The 20,914-nt window shown below is 72.0% G+C and carries 19 protein-coding genes; 14 read left to right on the top strand and 5 right to left on the bottom strand.

The window, feature by feature from the left end:
• Window positions 1-17: 17 nt before the first annotated feature.
• The 3 genes from DJ010_RS03750 to DJ010_RS03740 are packed head-to-tail and all read left to right on the top strand — an operon-like array spanning window position 18 to window position 3,795.
• The gene (locus DJ010_RS03750) at window positions 18-1,733 is read left to right on the top strand and encodes an ABC-F family ATP-binding cassette domain-containing protein (protein WP_109692245.1); all 1,716 of its coding nucleotides are present in this window, start codon (window positions 18-20) and stop codon (window positions 1,731-1,733) included.
• Window positions 1,730-2,767, top strand: coding sequence for a GNAT family N-acetyltransferase (locus tag DJ010_RS03745; RefSeq protein ID WP_109692244.1), 1,038 nt, complete (start codon window positions 1,730-1,732; stop codon window positions 2,765-2,767). The genes DJ010_RS03750 and DJ010_RS03745 overlap by 4 nt, the downstream gene beginning before the upstream one ends.
• Window positions 2,767-3,795 carry a GNAT family N-acetyltransferase gene (locus tag DJ010_RS03740; protein ID WP_109692243.1) on the top strand — a complete coding sequence of 343 codons (1,029 nt, stop codon included), beginning with the start codon at window positions 2,767-2,769 and terminating at the stop codon, window positions 3,793-3,795. Before DJ010_RS03745 ends, DJ010_RS03740 begins: the two co-directional genes overlap by 1 nt.
• Before the next feature lie 589 nt (window positions 3,796-4,384).
• Here DJ010_RS03740 and DJ010_RS03735 read toward each other — a convergent pair.
• The 4 genes from DJ010_RS03735 to DJ010_RS03720 all read right to left on the bottom strand — a co-directional run bounded on the left by DJ010_RS03735 (window position 4,385) and on the right by DJ010_RS03720 (window position 8,664).
• Window positions 4,385-5,575, bottom strand: a complete 1,191-nt coding sequence (locus DJ010_RS03735) for a S1C family serine protease (RefSeq protein ID WP_109692242.1) — start codon at window positions 5,573-5,575, stop codon at window positions 4,385-4,387.
• 78 nt (window positions 5,576-5,653) lie between these two features.
• The gene (locus DJ010_RS03730) at window positions 5,654-6,451 is read right to left on the bottom strand and encodes an S-methyl-5'-thioadenosine phosphorylase (RefSeq protein WP_109692241.1); all 798 of its coding nucleotides are present in this window, start codon (window positions 6,449-6,451) and stop codon (window positions 5,654-5,656) included.
• Window positions 6,452-6,467: 16 nt separating this feature from the next.
• Entirely contained in the window at window positions 6,468-7,757 is a 1,290-nt protein-coding gene (locus DJ010_RS03725; protein ID WP_109692240.1) for a citrate synthase, read from the bottom strand.
• Window positions 7,758-7,776: 19 nt separating this feature from the next.
• Window positions 7,777-8,664, bottom strand: a complete 888-nt coding sequence (locus tag DJ010_RS03720) for a bile acid:sodium symporter family protein (protein ID WP_109692239.1) — start codon at window positions 8,662-8,664, stop codon at window positions 7,777-7,779.
• Window positions 8,665-8,893: 229 nt separating this feature from the next.
• Here DJ010_RS03720 and rplM point away from each other — a divergent pair, with 229 nt between their 5' ends.
• From rplM to DJ010_RS03695, 5 genes are read left to right on the top strand one after another with little or no spacing between them, the layout of a single operon-like run.
• Window positions 8,894-9,337 carry a 50S ribosomal protein L13 gene (rplM, locus tag DJ010_RS03715; RefSeq protein WP_109692238.1) on the top strand — a complete coding sequence of 148 codons (444 nt, stop codon included), beginning with the start codon at window positions 8,894-8,896 and terminating at the stop codon, window positions 9,335-9,337.
• 26 nt (window positions 9,338-9,363) lie between these two features.
• A complete protein-coding gene (rpsI, locus tag DJ010_RS03710) occupies window positions 9,364-9,882 on the top strand; it encodes a 30S ribosomal protein S9 (protein ID WP_211318639.1) in 519 nt (172 codons plus the stop codon).
• A gap of 13 nt (window positions 9,883-9,895) precedes the next feature.
• The gene (glmM, locus tag DJ010_RS03705) at window positions 9,896-11,260 is read left to right on the top strand and encodes a phosphoglucosamine mutase (protein ID WP_109692237.1); all 1,365 of its coding nucleotides are present in this window, start codon (window positions 9,896-9,898) and stop codon (window positions 11,258-11,260) included.
• 42 nt (window positions 11,261-11,302) lie between these two features.
• Window positions 11,303-12,208, top strand: a complete 906-nt coding sequence (locus tag DJ010_RS03700) for an ABC transporter ATP-binding protein (protein WP_211318638.1) — start codon at window positions 11,303-11,305, stop codon at window positions 12,206-12,208.
• On the top strand, window positions 12,205-12,993 hold the full coding sequence (locus DJ010_RS03695; RefSeq protein ID WP_109692236.1) for an ABC transporter permease: 789 nt from the start codon (window positions 12,205-12,207) through the stop codon (window positions 12,991-12,993). Before DJ010_RS03700 ends, DJ010_RS03695 begins: the two co-directional genes overlap by 4 nt.
• Before the next feature lie 4 nt (window positions 12,994-12,997).
• Here DJ010_RS03695 and coaA read toward each other — a convergent pair whose 3' ends face one another.
• Complete coding sequence (gene coaA / locus DJ010_RS03690) at window positions 12,998-13,969, bottom strand: type I pantothenate kinase (protein ID WP_109692235.1); 972 nt, start codon at window positions 13,967-13,969, stop codon at window positions 12,998-13,000.
• Between the two features lie 43 nt (window positions 13,970-14,012).
• Between coaA and glmS the strand changes: the two genes are divergently transcribed.
• From glmS to tsaE, 6 genes are read left to right on the top strand one after another with little or no spacing between them, the layout of a single operon-like run.
• Window positions 14,013-15,857 (top strand): glutamine--fructose-6-phosphate transaminase (isomerizing), encoded by a 1,845-nt coding sequence (gene glmS / locus DJ010_RS03685; RefSeq protein ID WP_109692234.1) that lies wholly within the window; start codon window positions 14,013-14,015, stop codon window positions 15,855-15,857.
• 8 nt (window positions 15,858-15,865) lie between these two features.
• A complete protein-coding gene (locus DJ010_RS03680) occupies window positions 15,866-16,219 on the top strand; it encodes a holo-ACP synthase (RefSeq protein WP_109692233.1) in 354 nt (117 codons plus the stop codon).
• Entirely contained in the window at window positions 16,216-17,682 is a 1,467-nt protein-coding gene (locus tag DJ010_RS03675; protein WP_109692232.1) for a bifunctional ADP-dependent NAD(P)H-hydrate dehydratase/NAD(P)H-hydrate epimerase, read from the top strand. The genes DJ010_RS03680 and DJ010_RS03675 overlap by 4 nt, the downstream gene beginning before the upstream one ends.
• A 16-nt stretch (window positions 17,683-17,698) precedes the next feature.
• Window positions 17,699-18,865, top strand: a complete 1,167-nt coding sequence (alr, locus tag DJ010_RS03670; RefSeq protein WP_109692231.1) for an alanine racemase — start codon at window positions 17,699-17,701, stop codon at window positions 18,863-18,865.
• Window positions 18,862-19,962, top strand: coding sequence for an alpha/beta fold hydrolase (locus tag DJ010_RS03665; protein WP_109692230.1), 1,101 nt, complete (start codon window positions 18,862-18,864; stop codon window positions 19,960-19,962). The genes alr and DJ010_RS03665 overlap by 4 nt, the downstream gene beginning before the upstream one ends.
• Window positions 19,959-20,906: a tRNA (adenosine(37)-N6)-threonylcarbamoyltransferase complex ATPase subunit type 1 TsaE gene (tsaE, locus tag DJ010_RS03660; RefSeq protein WP_245927163.1), complete on the top strand. Its 948-nt coding sequence runs from the start codon at window positions 19,959-19,961 to the stop codon at window positions 20,904-20,906. The genes DJ010_RS03665 and tsaE overlap by 4 nt, the downstream gene beginning before the upstream one ends.
• The last annotated feature ends 8 nt before the right edge of the window (window positions 20,907-20,914 follow it).

The following is a 20,914-nucleotide window of genomic DNA, read 5'->3' as shown; positions in this document are numbered from 1 at the left end:
ACGGACAATCGCACCTTGTGGGTCACGTAGAGGTTGCCGGAGTCCGGTACGAGCTCCCCGACGGTCGGGTGCTGCTGGACGACATCTCGTTCCGGGTCGGCGACGGCCAGAAGGTCGCGCTCGTCGGCGCCAACGGCGCGGGCAAGACCACGCTCCTGAGGATCATCACCGGCGAGCTCACTCCCCACGCGGGTGCGGTCACCCGCAGCGGCGGGCTGGGCGTCATGAAGCAGATGGTCGGAGCCGGCCTCGGTGCGGAGCCGACGGTGGGGGACCTGCTGCTCTCGATCAGCCCCGAGCGGGTCCGCACGGCGGCGGCCGAGGTCGACCGGTGCGAGCGGGCGCTGATGGAGGTCGACGACGAGAAGACCCAGCTCGCCTACGCCCATGCGCTGTCCGAGTACGCCGACGCGGGTGGCTACGACATCGAGGTCACCTGGGACGTGTGCACCGTGAAGGCGCTGGCGATCCCCTACGACCGCGCGAAGTACCGCGAGCTGCGCACCCTGTCCGGCGGCGAGCAGAAGCGGATCGTGCTGGAGTACCTGCTGGCCGGCCCCGACGAGGTGCTGCTGCTCGACGAGCCCGACAACTTCCTCGACGTGCCCGGCAAGATCTGGCTCGAGGAGCGGATCGCCGGCTCGGACAAGACGATCCTCTTCATCAGCCACGACCGCGAGCTGCTCGCCAACACGGCGACCCGCGTCGTGACCGTGGAGCTGGGAGCGGCCGGCAACTCGGTCTGGACCCACCCCGGCGGTTTCGCGAGCTATCACGAGGCGCGGAAGGACCGGTTCCTCCGGTTCGAGGAGATGCGCCGCCGCTGGGACGAGGAGCACGCGAAGCTCAAGGCACTGGTTCTCCGCTACAAGATCAAGGCGGAGTACAACGACGGCCTGGCCAGCCAGTACAAGGCCGCGCAGACCCGGCTCCGGAAGTTCGAGGAGGCCGGCCCGCCGACCGAGCAGCCGCGCGAGCAGCAGGTCAACATGCGCCTCACCGGCGGTCGTACCGGCAAGCGTGCGGTCGTCTGCGAGGACCTCGAGCTCACCGGGCTGATGAAGCCGTTCGACCTCGAGGTCTGGTACGGCGAGCGGGTGGCGGTGCTCGGCTCCAACGGCTCGGGCAAGTCCCACTTCCTGCGGCTGCTCGCCGGCGGTGGGTCCGACCCCGACGTCGAGCACCGCCCGGTCGGGGTCTCGACAGGCTCGACCACCGAGCAGTCGATCCAGCCGGTGAACCACGCGGGCTCGGCCAAGCTCGGCGCACGCGTCCGGCCCGGCTGGTTCGTGCAGACCCACGAGCACCCCGAGCTCGTCGGACGCACCCTGCTGGAGATCCTGCACCGCGGCGAGGGCACGCCGAACGGCCGGCAGGGCATGGGGCGCGAGCAGGCGAGCCGGGTGCTCGACCGCTACGAGCTCAGCGTCGCCGCGGAGCAGAAGTTCGAGTCGCTCAGCGGTGGTCAGCAGGCGCGGTTCCAGATCCTGTTGCTCGAGCTCTCGGGAGCGACGCTGCTGCTGCTCGACGAGCCGACCGACAACCTCGACGTCGCCTCCGCCGAGGCGCTCGAGGACGGGCTGGAGGCGTTCTCCGGCACCGTGCTCGCAGTGACCCACGACCGGTGGTTCGCGCGCGGGTTCGACCGGTTCCTGGTCTTCGGCGCCGACGGCGGCGTCTACGAGTCCGACAGTCCCGTGTGGGACGAGGGAAGGGTGGCACGAGTCCGATGACCCGTGAGGCACTGCAGATCAAGGTCGTCGACTCGTTCGACGACGACGAGCTCCGCACGTGGCTCGACATCGTCAACGATGTCGACGAGTTCGAGCGCGGTGACGCGTCGACGCCGTGGACGTTCTTCGAGCTGTCCGTCGGTGCGCGAGAGCCGAGCAAGGCGTGGCGCAGGGTCCGGCTGCTCGGCTCGGTCGACGGCACCGCCGTCGCCGCCGGCCAGGTGCAGATGCCGCTGCTCGACAACCTGACCGCGGCCGAGATCGACGTCAACGTGCTGCCCGAGCACCGGCGCCAGGGGATCGGCACCGAGCTGCTCGCCGAGTGCGAGCGGATCGCCCGGCAGGAGGGCCGCACCCGGTTCGACGCGATGACGGCGTGGCCCTACGACGGCCCTGCCGACGGAGCGGGCACGTCGGGTGTCGAGTTCGGTCGGGTGCACGGCTACGTCTTCGGGCTGGGCGACGTCCAGCGCGAGGTGCTGCTGCCGGTCGACGCGGCAGTCCTGGACGCCCTCGAGGCGGAGGCGGCGTCGTACGCCTGCGACTACGAGCTGCGCACCTGGAGCGGCCCGTTCACCGACGACGACCTGCTGCTGAGCTATCTCGAGCTGTCGGCGAAGCTCATGATCGAGGCGCCGATGGGCGACAACGAGTACGAGGAGGAGGCGGTCGACGTCGAGGCGCACCGGATGCACGAGTCGACCGTCGCCAAGCAGGAGCGGGTGAAGTTCACGACCGTCGCGTTGGCACCGGACGGGAAGGTCGCCGCGTTCACCGACCTGATGGCGCCGTCGCACGACGCGACGTACGTCTTCCAGTGGGGCACCCTCGCCGACCGCGCCCACCGCGGCCACCGGCTCGGCCTCGCGGTGAAGATCGCCAACCTCAAGGCGCTCCAGGCCACCGGTGAGTACGACGGACGCCGGCTGGTCACCTGGAACGCCGAGGTCAACGACCACATGATCGGCATCAACCACCGGATGGGCTTCCGGCCCGTCGCGCGGGCCGGCGAGCTCCAGAAGAAGATCGCGTAGTGGCGCTCGAGATCACCGCCGTCGACCCGCTCGACGTCGGTGCCATCCACGCGTGGGTGGATCTCAACACGTCCGTGGTCCGTCACGAGGTCGGGGAGTCGGGCGCGATGTGGACCGCGCCCGAGATGGTCGCCGCGCTCCAGAAGCCGTCGAAGGGCCGGAACGAGCTGATCTACCTCGGCACCGCCGACGGCACGCTGGTCGCGACCGGCTGGATCACGCTGCCGATGATCGACAACCTCACCTCGGCCGACCTCTACGTCGCCGTCGTGCCCGAGCACCGCCGGCGCGGGCTCGGGTCCGCGATGCTCGCCCACCTGGAGCAGGAGTGCGCCGCGCGCGGCCGCACCCGGCTCGACGCCATCACCGACTGGCCCTACGACGGCGCGGCGGACGGCACCGGCGCGCCCGGGGTGGAGTTCGGCAAGGCGCACGGCTTCGCCTTCGGTCTGGGTGACGTGCAGCGGGAGCTCCAGCTCCCGGCCGACGTCGAGGTGCTGACCCGGCTCGCGGCCGAGGCGGCGTCGTACCACTCCGACTACGAGCTGCGGACCTGGTCAGGCCCCATCCCCGACGACCTCGTGCTGAGCTATCTCGAGCTGTCGACCCGCCTCAACACCGAGGCGCCGGTCGGCGACCTCGAACGCGAGGACCAGACGGTCGACATCGAGGCCCACCGCAGCGCCGAGCGGACCCTGGCCGAGCAGCAGCGGGTGCCGTGGCACACCGTCGCCCTCGACCGCGACGGCAATGTGGTGGCCTACAGCGACCTCATGGTCCCCGCCACCGACCCCCACTGGGTCCACCAGTGGGGCACACTCGTCGACCCCGCCCACCGCGGCCACCGCCTCGGCGTCGCGGTCAAGGTCGCGAACCTGCTGGCCTACCAGGAGGCCCACCCCGAGGACCGTCGCCGCGTCATCACCTGGAACGCCGAGGTCAACCGGCACATGATCGCGATCAACGAGCAGATGGGGTTCGTCGCTACCGCGAGGGGTGGGCAGTTGCAGAAGAAGACGCTGCGCTGAGCTTGATGGGTTGCGCCGGTCGGTGCGTGTCGGGCGTGGCCTGCAGGTCGGGCCGGAGCGGGTCGTGGGCCCCGGTCGGCTTCAAAGCCGGGCCTTTTCCGCCGGCCAGATCAAGCAGGGCTCGGTCGCCCGAGTCCACGCAACGCCGGCCGGGCACGCCGAGGCCGACGAGACCGCCTTCGGAGCCGGCGGGGCCCGGACTCGCCCACCGGGGCCCACGCCCCGCACCGGTCAGGGTGGGCAGGCCACGCCCGCGCCACACCCGGCTCCACGACGGGGTGGATGTGGTTGGTCATGTGCCACGCGGCCGGTCACCGGCGAACCCGACAGGTGAGACCCACCCACCCCGAGGGGTCGGTCGTGCTCGCCGGGCGGTGGGGCCGGGAGGTCCAGGTCAAGCGGGAGGGTCGCGCCGGCGGGGCGTGGATGGGTCTGGCTGCGGCGCCCAGCACCGCGGGAGCGAAGCGACCGCGCTGCTGGGGGACGGATGTGGTTGCCCCGCCGGCGCGAGCCCTCCCGCGCAGGCCGAGGACCTCCCGGCACCACCGCCCGACCGACCACGACCCACACATCAAGCCGCGCAGCGGCCCTATGCGTCGGACCCGAGCTGCAGCTCGGTCGTCTGCTGGTCGCCGTCGCGGACGTAGGTGACGGTGACCTTGTCGTCGGGGCGGTAGGAGCGGATGGTCGCGACGAGGGCTCCGGGGGAGTCGACGGGGTGGTCGTCGATGCGGGTGATGACGTCGCCGTCCTGGAGGCCGGCGTCGGCGGCGGCGGAGCCCTCCTCGATCGAGGAGACGGCGGCGCCGGCGACGCCCTCGGGGGCGGGGCTGACCTGGATGCCGAGGCGGGCGTGGGTGGGGGTCTCGCCGGCGCGGAGCTGCTCGACGATCGGCACCACCTCGTCGATCGGGATGGCGAAGCCGAGGCCGATCGAGCCGGCGTCGGGGTCACCGCCGTCCGGCGTACGGATCGAGGCGTTGATGCCGACCAGCTCGCCGGCCATGTTCACCAGTGCGCCGCCGCTGTTGCCGTGGTTGATCGCGGCGTCGGTCTGGATCGCGGGGTAGGCGACGGAGTTGCCCTCTGCGTCGCGCCCCACCTCGACCGGGCGGTCGAGGGCGCTGACGATGCCGCTGGTCACCGTCGAGTCGAGGCCGTACGGCGAGCCGACGGCCACGACCTGCTCGCCCACGTCGAGGTCGCCGGACTGGCCGATCGTCACCGGCGTCAGCCCCGACACGTCCTCGGCCTGCACCAGGGCGGTGTCGGTCAGCGGGTCGGTGCCGACGACGGTGGCGGGCGTGGTCGACCCGTCGGCGAAGGACACCGTCACCTGCGCGGAGTCGGGGTCGATCGAGCCCGCCAGCGAGACCACGTGGTCGTTGGTGAGGATCAGCCCGTCCTCGGTGAGGATCACGCCGGACCCGCTGCCGCCGCTGCCACCGCCGGTCACGTCGAGCGCCACCACCGACGGCAACACCTTCGACGCCACCTGCTCGACGCTCCCGTCGGGCGCGTCTGTGTCGGCAGTGTCGGCGGTGTCGGCGACCTGGAGCGGCGCGGACGCCGGGGTGCCGCTGTCGTCTGAACCGCCGTCGTCGTCGAGCGCGGACCACAGCGCCGCGCCGCCCAGTCCCGCACCTCCGCCGATGACCAGCGCGCCGGCCAGGACCGCAGCTGCGAACCCACCGCGACGCGGACGCGGCTCTCCCGGGGGCGGCGGCGGTGTCAGGGAAGGCGGCGGTGGCTGGTACGACGGAGGTGCGGAGATCGTCATGCAGCCAGGGTGCTCAGCGTGCCTGTGAAGTCTCTGAGACGGCCTTTTGATTTTCCTCAGAGGTCAGGAGCAGCGCCCTCACGTGCCCGGCACCTCGTAGGTCAGCTCGACGTCGTCGGCCCAGGTGGCGCACGAGCATCCTGCCGGGTCCGGGAGGGCCGCCACGGTTTCGGTGAGCAGCCCGGTGAGCCGGTCGAGGTTGGCGCGGAACCGCGCGAACACCTCCTCCTGGCCGACTCCGGCACCGGACTCGGCGCCGGCGTCCATGTCGGTGACGAGGGCGATCGAGGCGTAGCACATCTGCATCTCGCGGGCGAGGGCCGCCTCCGGGCTACCGGTCATGTTGACCAACGTCCAGCCCTGCGCCGCGTAGTGCTGGGACTCGGCGCGGGTGGAGAACCGTGGACCCTCGATCACGACCATCGTCCCGCCGTCGACCAGGTCGGGCCCGCTGGCCAGCACGGCGCCGCGCAGCCGGCCGCAGTAGGGGTCAGCGAACGGGAGGTGGCAGGCGCCGGTCTCGACGTACGACGGCACCCGGCGGAACGTGCGGTCGACCAGCTGGTCGGGCACGACCACGTCGCCCGGGGCGACCTCCGGCCGCAGGCCGCCCACCGCGCACGGGGCGAGCACCTGGCGCACCCCGAGTGACCGGAGCGCCCACAGGTTGGCGCGGTAGTTGATCGCGTGCGGCGGGTGCTCGTGGCGCATCCCGTGCCGCGGGAGGAAGGCCACCTCGCGCCCGGCGACCCGGCCGATGCTCACCAGCGCCGAAGGCGCGCCGTACGGCGTGTCGACGGTGACCGACTCGGCGCCGTCGTCGAGGAACGCGTAGAAACCGGTGCCGCCGATGACGGCGACGTCCGCGGCGCTCACGGCTCTCGCCGGCCGGTCAGGCCCAGCGCTCCTCGCGCGGGGTGAAGGTCAGGCCGCGGTCGCCGGTGTAGATCTGCTTCGGCCGCGCGATCTTCTGGTCCTTGTCGCCGATCAGCTCCTGCCACTGGGCCAACCAGCCCGGCGTCCGGCCGATCGCGAACAGCACCGTGAACATCTCCGGCGGGAACTGGAAGGCCTCGTAGATCAGGCCGGAGTAGAAGTCGACGTTCGGGTAGAGCTTGCGCTTGACGAAGTACTCGTCCTCGAGCGCGATCTTCTCCAGCTCCTGGGCGATCTCGAGCAGCGGGTTGACGCCGGTGACCTCGAAGACGTCGTCGCAGGCCTTCTTGATGATCTTCGCCCGCGGGTCGTAGTTCTTGTAGACCCGATGGCCGAAGCCCATCAGCCGCTCGTTGCCGTCCTTCACCCCGGCGATGAAGTCGGGGATGTTGTCCTTGCTGCCGATCCGGCGCAGCATCCGCAGCACCGCCTCGTTGGCGCCGCCGTGCAGCGGGCCGAAGAGCGCACCGATGCCGGCACCGACCGCGGAGTAGGGGTCGACCTGCGAGGAGCCGACCGAGCGCACGGCGTTGGTCGAGCAGTTCTGCTCGTGGTCGGCGTGCAGGATGAACAGCACGTCGAGGGCCCGGGCCAGCCGCGGGTCCGCCTCGTAGCGGTGCTCGCTCATCTTGAACAGCATCGAGAGGAAGTTCTCGGTGTAGTTCAGCTCGTTGTCGGGATAGATGTACGGCTTGCCCTGGGCGTGGCGGAACGCCCACGCGCCGAGGGTCGGCATCTTGGCGATCATCCGGACGATCTGGATGTGCCGGTTGTCCGGGTCGGCGATGTTCGACGCCTCCGGGTAGAACGTGGACAGGGCTCCCGTCGACGCCATCAGCATCCCCATCGGGTGCGCGTCGTAGCGGAAGCCCTGCATGAAGCTCTTGACGTTCTCGTGCACGTAGGTGTGGTACGTGATCTCGTGGACCCACTTGTCGTACTGCTCCTTGCTGGGCAGCTCGCCGTAGATCAACAGGTAGGCCACCTCGAGGAAGGTGGAGTTCTCGGCCAGCTGCTCGATCGGGTAGCCCCGGTACTCGAGGATCCCCTTCTCACCGTCGATGTAGGTGACGGAGCTGCGGCAGGACGCGGTGTTCACGAAGCCGGGGTCGTACGTCGCGAGGCCGGGCTGGTCGTCGGCCGTCTTGATCTGCCCCAGATCGGCCGCCCGGATGGTGCCGTCGGTGATCGGGATGTCGTACTCCGCGCCGGTGCGGTTGTCTCGTACGGTGAGAGAGTCAGTCACGCCTTGAACCGTAGTCGAGTCATGTTCGAGCCGGTACCCGGTGTCCCGGTTCGTGGTGCAGGCGCCGCAGCAGGAAACCGGCCGCGAGGGCGAGCGGGAACATGAGGACGCCGTACACCGCAGCCGGCACGGCGAGCGCCTCGCTGTCCAACACGCTGATCGCGACCGCGATCGCGAGCGTGCTGTTGTGGATACCGACCTCGAACGCCGAGGCCAGCGCCTGCTGCGGCTCGACCCCCAGCACTCGGGGCAGGACGTAGCCCAGCGTCAGGCTGATCGCGCAGAACACGACGGCGACGACACCGATGTCGGCGAGGTAGTCGGCGAGGTTCTCGCGCTCGGCCAGGAGCGCGCCGGCGATCACCAGGGCCAGCACCACCGCGGAGGCGATCCGCACCGGCTTGTCGGCGCGGTCGGCGAAGGCCGGCGAGGAGCGACGGACGACCATCCCGATCGCCACCGGCACCAGCACGATCGCGAAGACCTGCAGGGTCTTGCCGAGCTGGAGTCCCACGTCGTCGGCGTCGGCCGGGTCGAAGTGGGCGAGTGCGAGGTTGACCACGACCGGCAGCGTGACGACGGCGAGCACGGAGTTGACGGCCGTGAGGGTGATGTTGAGGGCCACGTCGCCGCGGAACAGGTGGCTGAACAGGTTGGCCGTCGTACCTCCCGGGGACGCGGCGAGCAGCATCATCCCGACCGCCAGCAGCGGGTCGAGGTCGACGAGGGTCACGAGCCCGAAGCACACCGCGGGCAGGACCAGCACCTGCGCGGCCAGGGCGATGACGACGGCACGCGGCGACTGCCCGATCCGGCGGAAGTCGCCAACCGTCAACGACAGTCCGAGACCGAACATGATGATGGCCAGCGCGACCGGCAGCGCTACGGTCGTCAGTGCGGAATCCATCGGGCGCCCTCCCCAGGGTCGAGGAGACGTCATAGTCGCACGCCTGAGCATTTGGCGGATACCGCGCGCCGCCCGTAGTCTTGTCCGTCGCGTCTACTGCCGCTCCCGCGCGCGGGGGCAGTCTCCGACCACAGCACCTATGTCTGGGTACGGAGCAGTGTTCGTCAGCAGACGCCGCGGCCGGAGCCTTCGGCCGTGTTCCACACGAACGACAGAAAGTGACGCAGCCATGCGCACCTATGCCCCGAAGCCCGGCGACATCGAGCGCCAGTGGCTCGTGATCGACGCGACGGACGTCCCGCTCGGTCGCCTCGCCACCACGGCCGCCAACCTGCTGCGCGGCAAGCACAAGCCCATCTTCGCGCCCAACGCCGACACCGGTGACTACGTCATCATCGTCAACGCGGAGAAGGTCTCGCTCAGCGGCAACAAGCGGACCGACAAGATGGTCTACCGCCACTCCGGCTTCCCGGGTGGTCTGACCGCGACCCCGATCGGCGAGGTCCTGGACAAGGACGCCCGCAAGGCCGTCGAGAAGGCTGTCTGGGGCATGGTCCCGAAGAACCGCCTCGGCCGTCAGATCGTGAAGAAGCTGAAGGTGTACGCCGGCCCGGCCCACCCGCACCAGGCCCAGCAGGCCGTTCCCTACGAGATCAAGAAGATCTCCCAGTGACTGACTCGACTTCGAAGGACCAGAACGTGGCTGACACCGCCGACATGACTGACAACACCGAGGTCGAGGAGACCTTCGAGTCCGACGAGCAGGGCCTCGCCTACACCAGCGAGTCCACGCCGTCCGAGGCCGCCCTCGCCGCCCGTCCCGCCACCATCGCCCCCGGCGCGGCCACCGGCCGTCGCAAGGAGGCCGTGGCCCGCGTCCGGATCGTCCCGGGCACCGGCGTGTGGACGATCAACGGCCGGACCCTCGAGTCGTACTTCCCCAACAAGCTGCACCAGCAGGTCGTCAACGAGCCCTTCGCCGCCCTCGGGCTCGAGGGTCGCTTCGACGTGATCGCCCGCATCCACGGCGGCGGCATCACCGGCCAGGCGGGTGCGCTCCGCCTCGGTGTGGCCCGGTCGCTCAACGCGATCGACATCGACGCGAACCGGCCGACCCTGAAGAAGGCCGGTCTGCTGACCCGCGACGCCCGCGCCACCGAGCGCAAGAAGGCCGGCCTCAAGAAGGCCCGCAAGGCCCCGCAGTACAGCAAGCGCTGATCCGGGCGATCCGGTGGTCGAGCCTGTCGAGACCCGGATCTTCGGCACCGACGGGGTCCGGGGCCTGGCGAACGGTCATCTGACCGCAGAGCTGGCCCTGGACCTCGGCGTCGCGGCCGCCCGCGTGCTCGTCGAGCACGGCGGGCTCGGCAGCGGTCGCCAGCGGCCCCTGGCCGTGGTCGGCCGGGACACCCGGATCTCCGGGCAGTTCCTCGAGCACGCCGTCGTGGCCGGCCTGGCCTCGGCCGGGGTCGACGTGCTGCGCCTCCGCGTGCTGCCGACCCCCGGCGTCGCCTACTTCACCGACGCCCTCGGCGCCGACGTCGGCGTCGTGATCTCCGCGTCGCACAACCCGATGCCCGACAACGGCATCAAGTTCCTCGCCCGCGGCGGCGTGAAGCTCGACGACGCGCTCGAGCGCGAGATCGAGGAGCACCTCCGCCAGGAGTGGGAGCGGCCGACCGGTGCCGACGTCGGCCGGGTGACGCCGTACGGCCCGACAGCCGAGGAGTACGCCGCGCACCTGGTGGCCACGCTCGACAAACCCCTGGCCGGGCTCCGGGTCGTGCTGGACTGCGCCCACGGCGCGGCGAGCGAGGTCGGCCCGATGGCGCTGGCCGCCGCCGGCGCCGAGGTCATCGCGATCGGCGCCGAGCCCGATGGGCTCAACATCAACGAGGGCTGCGGCTCCACCCACCTCGAGCTGCTGCAGCGGGCGGTCGTGGAGCGCGGGGCCGACGCCGGCTTCGCCGTCGACGGCGACGCCGACCGCTGCCTGGCCGTCGACCACACCGGCACCGTGGTCGACGGCGACCAGATCATGGTGATCCTGGCGCTCGCGATGAAGGAGTCCGGCGACCTCGTCGACGACACCCTCGTCGCGACCGTGATGAGCAACCTCGGGTTGGTCCAGGCGCTCACGGCCGCCGGCGTGACCGTGCGCCAGACCGCGGTCGGCGACCGTTACGTGCTGGAGGACATGCGGGCCGGCGGCTACACGCTCGGCGGCGAGCAGTCCGGGCACGTGATCATGCGGGCGCACGCGACGACCGGCGACGGGCTGCTGACCGCCCTGCACGTGATGCAGCGGATGGTCACCACAGGTCAGAGCCTCCAGCAGCTGGCGGCCGCGATGACCCGGCTGCCCCAGGTGCTGGTCAACGTTCCCGGCGTCGACAAGGACCGCTGCCACGACGCCGAGCTGGTCGCCGCGGTCGCGGCCGCCGAGGCCGACCTCGGCGACTCCGGCCGGGTGCTCCTCCGCCCCTCGGGCACCGAGCCTCTGGTGCGGGTGATGGTCGAGGCGCCGACCGCGGAGCAGGCTCGCTCGGTGGCCGACGGGCTCGCCGGCGTCGTCCGCGCCCGGCTGTCGCTCTGACCCTGCCACCCTTCGGTTCGGGCGGTCTGCAAGGCTCGGCGCATGATCTCTGCGCCGACCCTCGTGGTGGAGGGGCTGACCAAGCAGTTCGGGCCGTTGCGCGCGGTCGACGACCTCAGCTTCGAGGTTCGTCCCGGCGCCGTCACCGGCTTCCTTGGACCGAACGGCGCCGGCAAGACGACCACGCTGCGGATGCTCCTCGGGCTCACCCGGGCGACCGCCGGGCGGGCGCTCGTCGGTGACCGGCCGTACGTCGAGCACGAGCGGCCCGCTCGCGTCGTCGGCGCCGCGCTGGAGGCGTCGAGCTTCCACCCCGGCCGCACCGGCCTCGCCCACCTCCAGGTGTTCGCACCGCAGGTCGGGGTGTCGAAGGCGCGTTGCGCGGAGGTGCTGGAGGCCGTCGGCATGGGTCACGCCGCGAAGCAGCGGGTGGGCAAGTACTCGATGGGCATGCGGCAGCGGCTGGGCCTGGCGACCGCGCTGCTCACCGACCCGCCGGTCATCGTGCTCGACGAGCCGACCAACGGGCTCGACCCCGAGGGCATCGTGTGGATCCGCGGGCTGCTGCGGACGTTCGCCGCCGAGGGGCGCACCGTCCTCGTCTCCAGCCACCTGCTCCGCGAGGTGGAGGCGAGCGTCGACGACGTGGTGGTCATCGCCCACGGGCGGCTGCGGCACGCCTCGCCGCTGGCCGGCCTCCGTGCCCAGGCCACGCCGGCGACGTACGTCGAGTCGCCCCGACTCGATGCGGTGACCGCGCTCGCCGCCGACCGCGGCTGGACGGTCGCGCCGGACGGCGCGGGCCTGCTCGTCGAGGGCGGCACCGCCGCCGAGATCGGCGGGGGCGCACACGCGGCCGGCATCGAGCTGCACCAGCTCGTCAGCAGGGACGCGGACCTGGAGTCGATCTTCCTCGAGCTGACGCGGACGGAAGGGGGCCAGCGATGAGGGCGGCGCTGGTCGCGGAGTACCGCAAGCTCGTCACCACCCGAATGTGGTGGATCCTGCTCCTGGTGATGGGCTGCTACCTGGTCTTCATCGCCGCCATCATCTCGGCGACGTTCGCGCTGGTGCCGCAGGAGGACGCCCCGCTCGTCGGCGAGGACGCCGCGCGGGCCGTCTACTCGGTCGTCAACAGCGTCGGCTACGTGTTCCCGCTGGTGGTCGGCAGCCTGGCGATGACCACGGAATTCCGCTACCAGACGATCACCCAGAGCCTGCTGGTCGAGCCGGACCGCACGACGTTCCTGCTCGCCAAGCTGGTCTCCGTGCTGCCCGTCGGGCTGCTGCTCGGCGTCGTGGGTGTGCTGGCGACGGTCGCGGGTGGCGCGCCACTGCTGGAGCTCGAGGGCGACGGCGCGATGCTCGGTGACGCCGACGTGCTGAGCGGGCTGCTGCTCGGTGTGGTCGTCGTCGCGCTCTGGGCGATGATCGGCGTCGCCTTCGGGGCGCTGGTGTCCAACCAGATCGCGGCGATCGTGATCATCCTGGCCTTCACCCAGTTCGTCGAGCCGGTCGCCCGCCTGGTGCTCTCCCAGGTCGACGCGCTGTCCGCGGTCTCGGCGTACCTCCCCGGTGGCGCCGCCGACTCCCTCATCGGCGCCACCTTCTTCGGCGACCCCGCGAGCGTCGACCTGCTCCCGCGGTGGGCGGCGGTGCTCGTGATGCTGGCCTACGCGGCGGCGTTCGCGATCGCGGGCCGGCTCACCACGCTGCGCCGCGATATCGGCTGACCAGTCAGATCTTCCGCAGCCGCACGTAGCGGACCGAGTGGTCGGCGTCCTTGCGCAGCACGAGCGTCGCGCGGGAGCGGGTGGGGAGCACGTTCTGCTCGAGGTTGGGGCCGTTGATGGTGTCCCAGATCCGGCGCGCCTCGTCGACGGCGACGTCGTGGGTGAGCTGGGCGTACTTGGCGAAGTAGGAGTCGGGGTCGCGGAACGCGGTCTCGCGCAGGCGGAGGAAGCGGTCGACGTACCAGTCGCGGATGTGAGCGACGGCAGCGTCGACGAAGATCGAGAAGTCGAAGAAGTCGGAGAGACCGAGCCCGGCGCGGCCGTCACCGCGGACCCGGGCCGGCTGGAGCACGTTGAGGCCCTCGAGGATGAGGATGTCGGGACGGTTGACGACGATCCGCTCGTCCGGGACGACGTCGTAGATCAGGTGGGAGTACTTCGGCGCGCGCACCTCGTCCTTGCCGGACTTGATGTCGACGACGAACTTCATGAGCGCGCGCCTGTCGTACGACTCCGGGAACCCCTTGCGCTCCAGCAGGCCGCGACGCTCGAGCTCGGCGTTGGGGTACAGGAACCCGTCGGTGGTGACCAGGGCGACGTTGGGGTGGGCCGGCCAGCGCGCGAGCATCTGCTGCAGCACGCGGGCGGCGGTGGACTTGCCTGCGGCGACGGAGCCGGCCAGGCCGATGACGAACGGCGTCCGCGGGGGAGTCGTGCGGTGGAGGAACTCCTCCTGGGCGCGGTGGAGGTTCCCCGCCGCCTCGACCCGGAGGCTCAGCAACCGCGAGAGCGGCAGGTAGACCTGGACGATCTCGTCGAGGTCGAGCTGGTCGCCGAGGCCCCGGAGGGCGACGATCTCGTCCTCGGTGAGCGGGCTCTCGGTCTCCGAGGCGAGGGCGGCCCAGGTGGCGCGGTCGAGCTCGAGGTACGGCGACGACTCGCGTGAGTGGTCGTCGCCGTTCTCGTGGTCGCGCATGGCGACGATTCAATCAGTCGCCCATCTCGTAGAGTTGACTGCCATGTGCGGGATCGTCGGTTACGTCGGGCCGAAGCGGGCCCAGGACGTCGTGATAGACGGCCTGCGACGGCTGGAGTACCGCGGCTACGACTCCGCCGGCATCGCCGTCGTCCACGAGGGAGAGCTCGCCCTCGCCAAGCGCGCCGGCAAGCTCGCCAACCTCGACAAGGTGCTCGCCGACACCCCGTTGCCGCCGGCGCACACCGGCATCGGCCACACCCGCTGGGCCACCCACGGCCGGCCGAACGACGTCAACGCCCACCCGCACACCGGCGGCGCCCGCCGGGTCGCCCTGGTGCACAACGGCATCATCGAGAACTTCGTCGAGCTCCGGTCGCGCGTGGAGGCCGACGACCACGTCTTCCTGTCCGAGACCGACACCGAGATCGTGGCGCACCTGGTCGAGCTCCAGGTGCAGTCGGGTGTCGACCTGCCGACCGCGATGCAACGGGTCTGCCAGCAGCTCGACGGAGCGTTCACCCTGGTCGCCGTGGACGCCGAGGACCCCGACCGGGTCGTCGCGGCCCGGCGCAACAGCCCGCTCGTCGTCGGGCTCGGGGAGGGCGAGAACTTCCTCGGCTCCGACGTCGCCGCCTTCATCGAGCACACCCGGGAGGCGCTCGAGCTCGGCCAGGACCAGATCGTCACCATCACCCGCGACGAGGTGACCGTCAGCGACTTCTGGGGGCGTCCCGTGGAGGCCCAGCGGTTCCACGTCGACTGGGACCTGTCGGCGGCGGAGAAGGACGGCCACGACTGGTTCATGCGCAAGGAGATCTTCGAGCAGCCGCGCGCCGTCGCCGACTCGCTGATCGGCCGCCGGACCACCGGCGGGCTGCTCCAGCTCGACGAGATGCGGCTCGCCGACGAGGAGATCCGCGACCTCGACAAGATCATCATCATCGCGTGCGGCACGTCGTTCTACGCGGGAATGGTCGCGAAGTACGCCATCGAGCACTGGACCCGCACCCCGGTCGAGGTCGAGCTCGCCTCGGAGTTCCGCTACCGCGACCCGATCGTCGACGCCACCACTCTGGTCGTCGCGATCAGCCAGTCCGGCGAGACCGCCGACACCCTGCAGGCGATCCGGCACGCGCGCTCGCAGCGGGCCAAGGTGCTGGCGATCTGCAACACCAACGGCTCCTCCATCCCGCGCGAGTCCGATGCGGTCATCTACACCCATGCCGGTCCCGAGATCGGCGTCGCGTCGACCAAGGGGTTCCTCACCCAGCTCGTCGCGTGCTACCTGCTCGCGCTGTACGTCGCCCAGGTCAAGGGCACCCGGTTCGGCGACGAGATCGACGAGATCATGGTGCAGCTCGAGGCGATGCCCGGCCACATCGAGACGGTGCTCGCGCAGAGCGACGCGGTCTACGAGCTCGCCCGCGCCCACACCTCGACCCGCTCGGTGCTGTTCCTCGGCCGGCACGCCGGCTACCCGGTGGCGCTCGAGGGAGCGCTCAAGCTCAAGGAGCTGGCCTACCTCCACGCGGAGGGCTTCGCTGCCGGCGAGCTCAAGCACGGACCGATCGCGCTCATCGAGGACGGACTGCCCGTGCTCTGCGTCGTACCGCCCCGCGGCCGCGACCAGCTGCACGGCAAGATGCTGAGCGGCATCCAGGAGGTCCGCGCCCGCGGCGCCCGCACGATCTGTCTGGCCGAGGAGGGTGACAGCACGATCGAGCCGTACGCCGACGACCTGGTCCGCCTGCCCCGGGTGCCCGTGCTCCTCCAGCCCCTCGTCGCGATCGTGCCGCTCCAGCTGTTCGCCTGCGAGCTCGCGACCGCGCTCGGGCACGACGTCGACCAGCCGCGCAACCTGGCCAAGTCCGTCACGGTCGAGTAGGCGGCATCGTGGCGGTGATCGGCGTCGGCATCGACGTGTGCGAGCTCGACCGCTTCGCGGCGTCCATCGAGCGCACACCGGCGCTCGCCGTACGTCTCTTCACCGAGGCCGAGCGGACCCTGCCGGTCGCTTCGCTGGCCGCCCGCTTCGCCGCCAAGGAGGCGCTCGCCAAGGCGCTCGGCGCCCCGCGCGGGATGGAGTGGCACGACGCCGAGGTGATCCGCGAGGAGTCCGGCCGGCCGGTGTTCGAGATCCGCGGCACGGTCCGCGCGCAGGCCGATGCCCTCGGCGTGCAGCACATCCACCTCTCGCTCTCCCACGACGCCGGCATCGCCTCGGCGATGGTCGTCCTCGAGTCATGATCCGCGCCCACACCGTCGAGCAGGTCCGGGCAGCCGAGGCGAGGCTGCTGGCCCAGCTGCCGGAGGGTGCGCTGATGCAGCGAGCGGCGCACGGGCTGGCCCACGCGGTGCTCGACCTGCTCGGCGGCGGCTACGGGCGGCGGGTGCTGTTGCTTGTCGGGTCCGGCGACAACGGCGGCGATGCGCTCTACGCCGGTGCGGTGCTCGCGCGGCGGGGAGCGTACGTCGAGGCGTGGCTGCTCTCGGACAAGGCCCATGCCGCCGGAGTGGCTGCGCTCGGACAGGCCGGAGGCGTCGTACGGCGTCTCGATACGTCCTCGGCTAGCGCCTCGGACTACCCGACGACCGAGCAGCCCCGGTCGTCGAGTAGGGAGCGAGCGCAGCGAGCGACCGTATCGAGACGCAGTGACTTCGACGTGGTCGTGGACGGCATCGTCGGGATCGGGGGCCGCCCGCCGCTGCGGGAGGGGGCGGCCGCCGCGCTGGAGGCGGTCGCCGGAGTGCCGGTGGTGGCCGTCGACACCCCGTCGGGGGTGGACGTCGACGGCGGCGAGCTGGTCGGGCCGCACGTGGTAGCGGACGTGACGGTCACGTTCGGCACCCACAAGGTCGCCCACCTCGTCGACCCGGCCTCGACGGCCAGCGGCGTCGTCCACCTCGTCGACATCGGGCTCGATCTGCCCGAGCCCGCCCTCGAGGCGCTGCAGCCCGCCGATGTGGCCGCGCTGGTGCCGCGGCCCGGCCCGCACGCGCAGAAGTACACCCGCGGCGTGGTCGGTGTCCGCGCCGGCTCAGCGGCGTACCCGGGTGCCGCGCTGCTCTGCGTGGCCGGCGCGGAATGCGGGCTTGCGGGCATGGTCCGGTACGTCGGCGATCCCAGCGTCGCCGACCGGGTCCGGGCTGCGCGTCCCGAGGTCGTCGGCGACGGCCGGGTGCAGGCGTGGGTCGTCGGGTCCGGCAGCCACGACGGTGCCGAGGAGGCGCTCCGCGCCGCGCTTGCGGACGACGTGCCCCTGGTCGTCGACGCCGACGCCCTCGCGTTCGCGGACCGGGTCGGCGCTGCCCCGGCGGTCCTCACGCCCCATGCCGGCGAGCTCGCCGCGATGCTCGGCGTCGAGCGCGACGAGATCGAGGCGGCACCGCTCCGGCACGCCCGAGCCGCCGCCGAGAGGTACCGCACCACGGTGCTGCTCAAGGGCCGGCACACGCTGGTCGCGGAGCCGGGCCGCCCGGTCCGGGTCACGACGTCCGGCACGCCGTGGCTCGCCACCGCGGGTGCGGGGGACGTGCTGAGCGGCGTCATCGGTGCGCTGCTCGCCGCCGGCCTCTCGCCGTACGACGCCGCGTCGGTCGGCTCCTGGCTGCACGGCGCGGCGGCGACCCTCGCCTCCCAGGGCGGACCGATCGTCGCCGGCGACGCGGCCCGCGCGCTGCCGGCGGTCGTCGCAACGCTGGTCGGGTGATGGAAGGATCGGTCCCATGTCCGAGGAGCCGGCCGAGATCGTGGTCGACCTGGCGGCGATCCGGCACAACGTCGGTGTCCTCCGCAGGCTGACGGGGGTGCCGCTGATCGCCGTGGTGAAGGCCGACGGCTACGGCCACGGGCTCGAGCAGGCGGCGCGCGCCGCACGCGACGGTGGCGCGGAGTGGATCGCCGTCGCGACCGTTGCGGAGGCGGTGCGACTCCGTGACGCCGGGTACGGCGGGCCGCTGCTCTGCTGGCTGACGGTGCCCGGCACGGACCTGGTGCGGCCGGTCGCCGAGGGGATCGACCTGACGGCGTACTCCGTCGCCGAGCTCGACGACATCGCCGCCGCGGCCGCTACCGCGGGTCGCCGCGCGCGCGTGCAGCTCAAGGTCGACACCGGCCTCAACCGAGGTGGCGCGTCCCGCGCAGCCTGGGCGGAGCTCTTCGCCAGGGCGCGGGACGGTGAGCGCGCCGGCAGCTGGAAGATCACCGGGCTGTTCTCGCACTTCGCGTGCGCCGACGAGCCCCGCCATCCCGCCAACGACCGCCAGGAGCAGGCCTTCCGCGCCGCGGTCGCGCTGGCGGAGGACTCGGGACTCCGGCCGGAGCTGCTCCACCTCGCCAACTCAGCGGCAGCGATCCTGCGCCCCTCGTCGCGGTTCGACGCCGTGCGCTGCGGCTTGGCGATCTACGGCCTCGACCCGGCACCGGGGGAGACGCCGGCGGACCTGGGCCTGGTGCCGGCGATGACCGTGCGCACCCGGCTCGCCCTGGTCAAGCAGCTCGAGCCCGGCGACGCCGTCTCCTACGGGCACCACTGGGTCGCCGACCGCGCGACGACGTTGGGGCTGGTGCCGCTGGGCTACGGCGACGGGGTCCCGCGCCACGCGTTCCAGCCCGGCTCGCCCGGCACCGCGGCGGAGGTCGCCGTCGGCCGCCGGCGCCGGCCGCTGCGCGGCCGGGTCTGCATGGACCAGTTCATGGTCGACCTCGGCGGCGACGCGGCCGCGGTCGGCGACGAGGTGGTGCTGTTCGGTGCCGGCCCCGACGTCCCGACCGCGCAGGAGTGGGCCGAGGCGTGCGGGACGATCAGCTACGAGATCGTCACCAGGATCGGCGGCCGGTCCGGCCGGGTGTACGTCGACACCGGCGACCCGGCCTCTAAGGTCGATCCATGAGCTCCGTGCGCCGGCGGATCGTCGGCTCCCTCGCCGGCGCGGTCGGTGTCGCCGCCGCGGGCGGCGCGGTGGCGCTGCTGCGCCAGCAGCGGTCGATCAGCAGGCGGGTCGGGGAGGAGATCGCATTCGGAGCGCTCCGGTCCGAGCCGGTCACGGTGGTCGCCGACGACGGCGTACCCCTCCACGTGGAGGTCGACGAGCTCGACGACTCCCACACCCTCGACCGCGCCGGCCGGTTCCTGCGGCGCGTGGCCGGAGCGGCTCCCGACGTCACCGTGGTGTTCGTGCACGGCTTCTGCCTCACCCTCGACTGCTGGCACTTCCAGCGCGCCGCCTACCGCAACCTGGTGCGCACCGTCTTCTACGACCAGCGGTCGCACGGTCGCTCCGGTCGGTCCGACCGCGAGCACTCGACGATCGAACAGCTCGGCCGCGACCTCAAGGCCGTCATCGACGCGGCCGCGCCGGAGGGACCGGTCGTGCTCGTCGGTCACTCGATGGGCGGCATGTCGATCGTCGCGCTGGCGGAGGAGTTCCCCGAGCTGATCGGCGACCGGGTCGTCGGCATCGGGCTGATCTCCACCACGGCGGGTGGGCTCGACGTCAGCCGGATCCTGCTGCCGATGCTCCCGGCCAGGCTGAGCGGCCCGTTCACCCATCGCGCGATCCGGACCCTGCACCGCGGCCACCGCACGGTCGACGTGTTCCGCCGGATGGGTCGCACCATCGCCACGGTGGCGACCGACCGCTACGCGTTCGGCAGTGACGTGCCGGCCGACTACGTCCGGTTCGTCGACGAGATGCTCTCCGCGACGCCCTTCGAGGTCGTCGCCGACTTCTTCCCGCTGTTCACGAGCCTCGACAAGTTCCACACCGTCGAGGCGCTCGGTGCGATCCCGACCTCGGTCGTGTGCGGCACGAGCGACAAGGTGACCTCCATCGGCCACTCGCGCAAGCTGCACTCGCGGATCCCCGGGTCGCACCTGCTGGAGTGCGAGGGCGCCGGGCACATGGTGATCTTCGAGCGGCACGACCTCGTCAACGCCGAGCTCGACCAGCTGATCACCGCGGCCACGACAGGAGCGCGCAGCCGGTGACCGCGACGACCAGCGAGCCGGTGATCGAGGTCGTCGGCCCGGAGGCGGCCGACGTCGTGCTCGGCATCGTCCGCGACGCGTTCGCCGACCGGCCGCCGCTCGACCCGCCGACCGACGCGCTGGCGGAGACCGAGGAGACCATCGGCGCCCGGCTCGCCGACGGTGCCGGTCTGGTCGCCCGCGTCGACGGGCAGCCGGCGGGCGCCGTGCTGCTGGACGCCGAGCCGGACGGGCGCACGGTCCACCTGCGCCGGTTCGGGCTCACCCCGGCCGCCCGCGGCCGCGGCGTCGCGGTCGCCCTGGTGCGAGCCGGGCTCCACGCGGCGACCACGCTGGGGGCGGGCGACGCCGAGCGCGCCGTGGTGATCGCGCGCGAGGAGCTGCCCCACACGGTGCGGTTCTGGCGGCAACAGGGCTTCGCCGAGACCGGCCGGCAGACGCCGTACGTCGAGCTCGCCCGTGCGCTGCCCCGCCGGTTCGACGTGCCCACCGCCGAGGACATGCGGGCGCTGGCCACCCGGGTCGCCGGGGTGCTGGTCGCCGGGGACGTGCTGGTCCTGAGCGGCGACCTCGGCGCCGGCAAGACCACCTTCACCCAGGGGCTGGGCGCGGCGCTCCAGGTGCGGGGCGACATCACCTCGCCCACCTTCGTGATCTCCCGGGTGCACCCGTCGCTGGTGGGCGGGCCCGGCCTGGTGCATGTCGACGCCTACCGGCTCGGTGGCGCCGCCGAGCTCGACGACCTCGACCTCGACACCGACCTGGACCGAGCGGTCACGGTGGTGGAGTGGGGCGAGGGGCTCGCCGAGGACCTCGCGGAGTCGCCGCTCGAGGTGCGGATCACCCGCGCCGCCGGCGGCAACGTCATCGAGGACCGCGATCCGCGGACGGTCGAGATCGACCCGCTGGGTGGCCGCTGGCTCGACGTCGACCTCAGGTTCTGACCATCCGG

The organism is Nocardioides silvaticus (genome assembly GCF_003160695.1).
In the GTDB taxonomy this organism is placed as follows: Bacteria; Actinomycetota; Actinomycetes; order Propionibacteriales; family Nocardioidaceae; genus Nocardioides; species Nocardioides silvaticus.
Note: the sequence above shows the minus strand (reverse complement) of the source record. Positions and strands in the feature narration are given on the sequence as shown.

Excerpts from the sequence above, each read along its gene's own strand:
- DJ010_RS03745 (WP_109692244.1), top strand. The coding sequence starts at position 1,730 with ATGACCCGTGAGGCACTGCAGATCAAGGTCGTCGACTCGTTCGACGAC.
- DJ010_RS03735 (WP_109692242.1), bottom strand. The coding sequence starts at position 5,575 with ATGACGATCTCCGCACCTCCGTCGTACCAGCCACCGCCGCCTTCCCTG.
- DJ010_RS03720 (WP_109692239.1), bottom strand. The coding sequence starts at position 8,664 with ATGGATTCCGCACTGACGACCGTAGCGCTGCCGGTCGCGCTGGCCATC.
- rplM (WP_109692238.1), top strand. The coding sequence starts at position 8,894 with ATGCGCACCTATGCCCCGAAGCCCGGCGACATCGAGCGCCAGTGGCTC.
- DJ010_RS03700 (WP_211318638.1), top strand. The coding sequence starts at position 11,303 with ATGATCTCTGCGCCGACCCTCGTGGTGGAGGGGCTGACCAAGCAGTTC.
- DJ010_RS03695 (WP_109692236.1), top strand. The coding sequence starts at position 12,205 with ATGAGGGCGGCGCTGGTCGCGGAGTACCGCAAGCTCGTCACCACCCGA.
- coaA (WP_109692235.1), bottom strand. The coding sequence starts at position 13,969 with ATGCGCGACCACGAGAACGGCGACGACCACTCACGCGAGTCGTCGCCG.
- glmS (WP_109692234.1), top strand. The coding sequence starts at position 14,013 with ATGTGCGGGATCGTCGGTTACGTCGGGCCGAAGCGGGCCCAGGACGTC.
- DJ010_RS03675 (WP_109692232.1), top strand. The coding sequence starts at position 16,216 with ATGATCCGCGCCCACACCGTCGAGCAGGTCCGGGCAGCCGAGGCGAGG.
- alr (WP_109692231.1), top strand. The coding sequence starts at position 17,699 with ATGTCCGAGGAGCCGGCCGAGATCGTGGTCGACCTGGCGGCGATCCGG.
- DJ010_RS03665 (WP_109692230.1), top strand. The coding sequence starts at position 18,862 with ATGAGCTCCGTGCGCCGGCGGATCGTCGGCTCCCTCGCCGGCGCGGTC.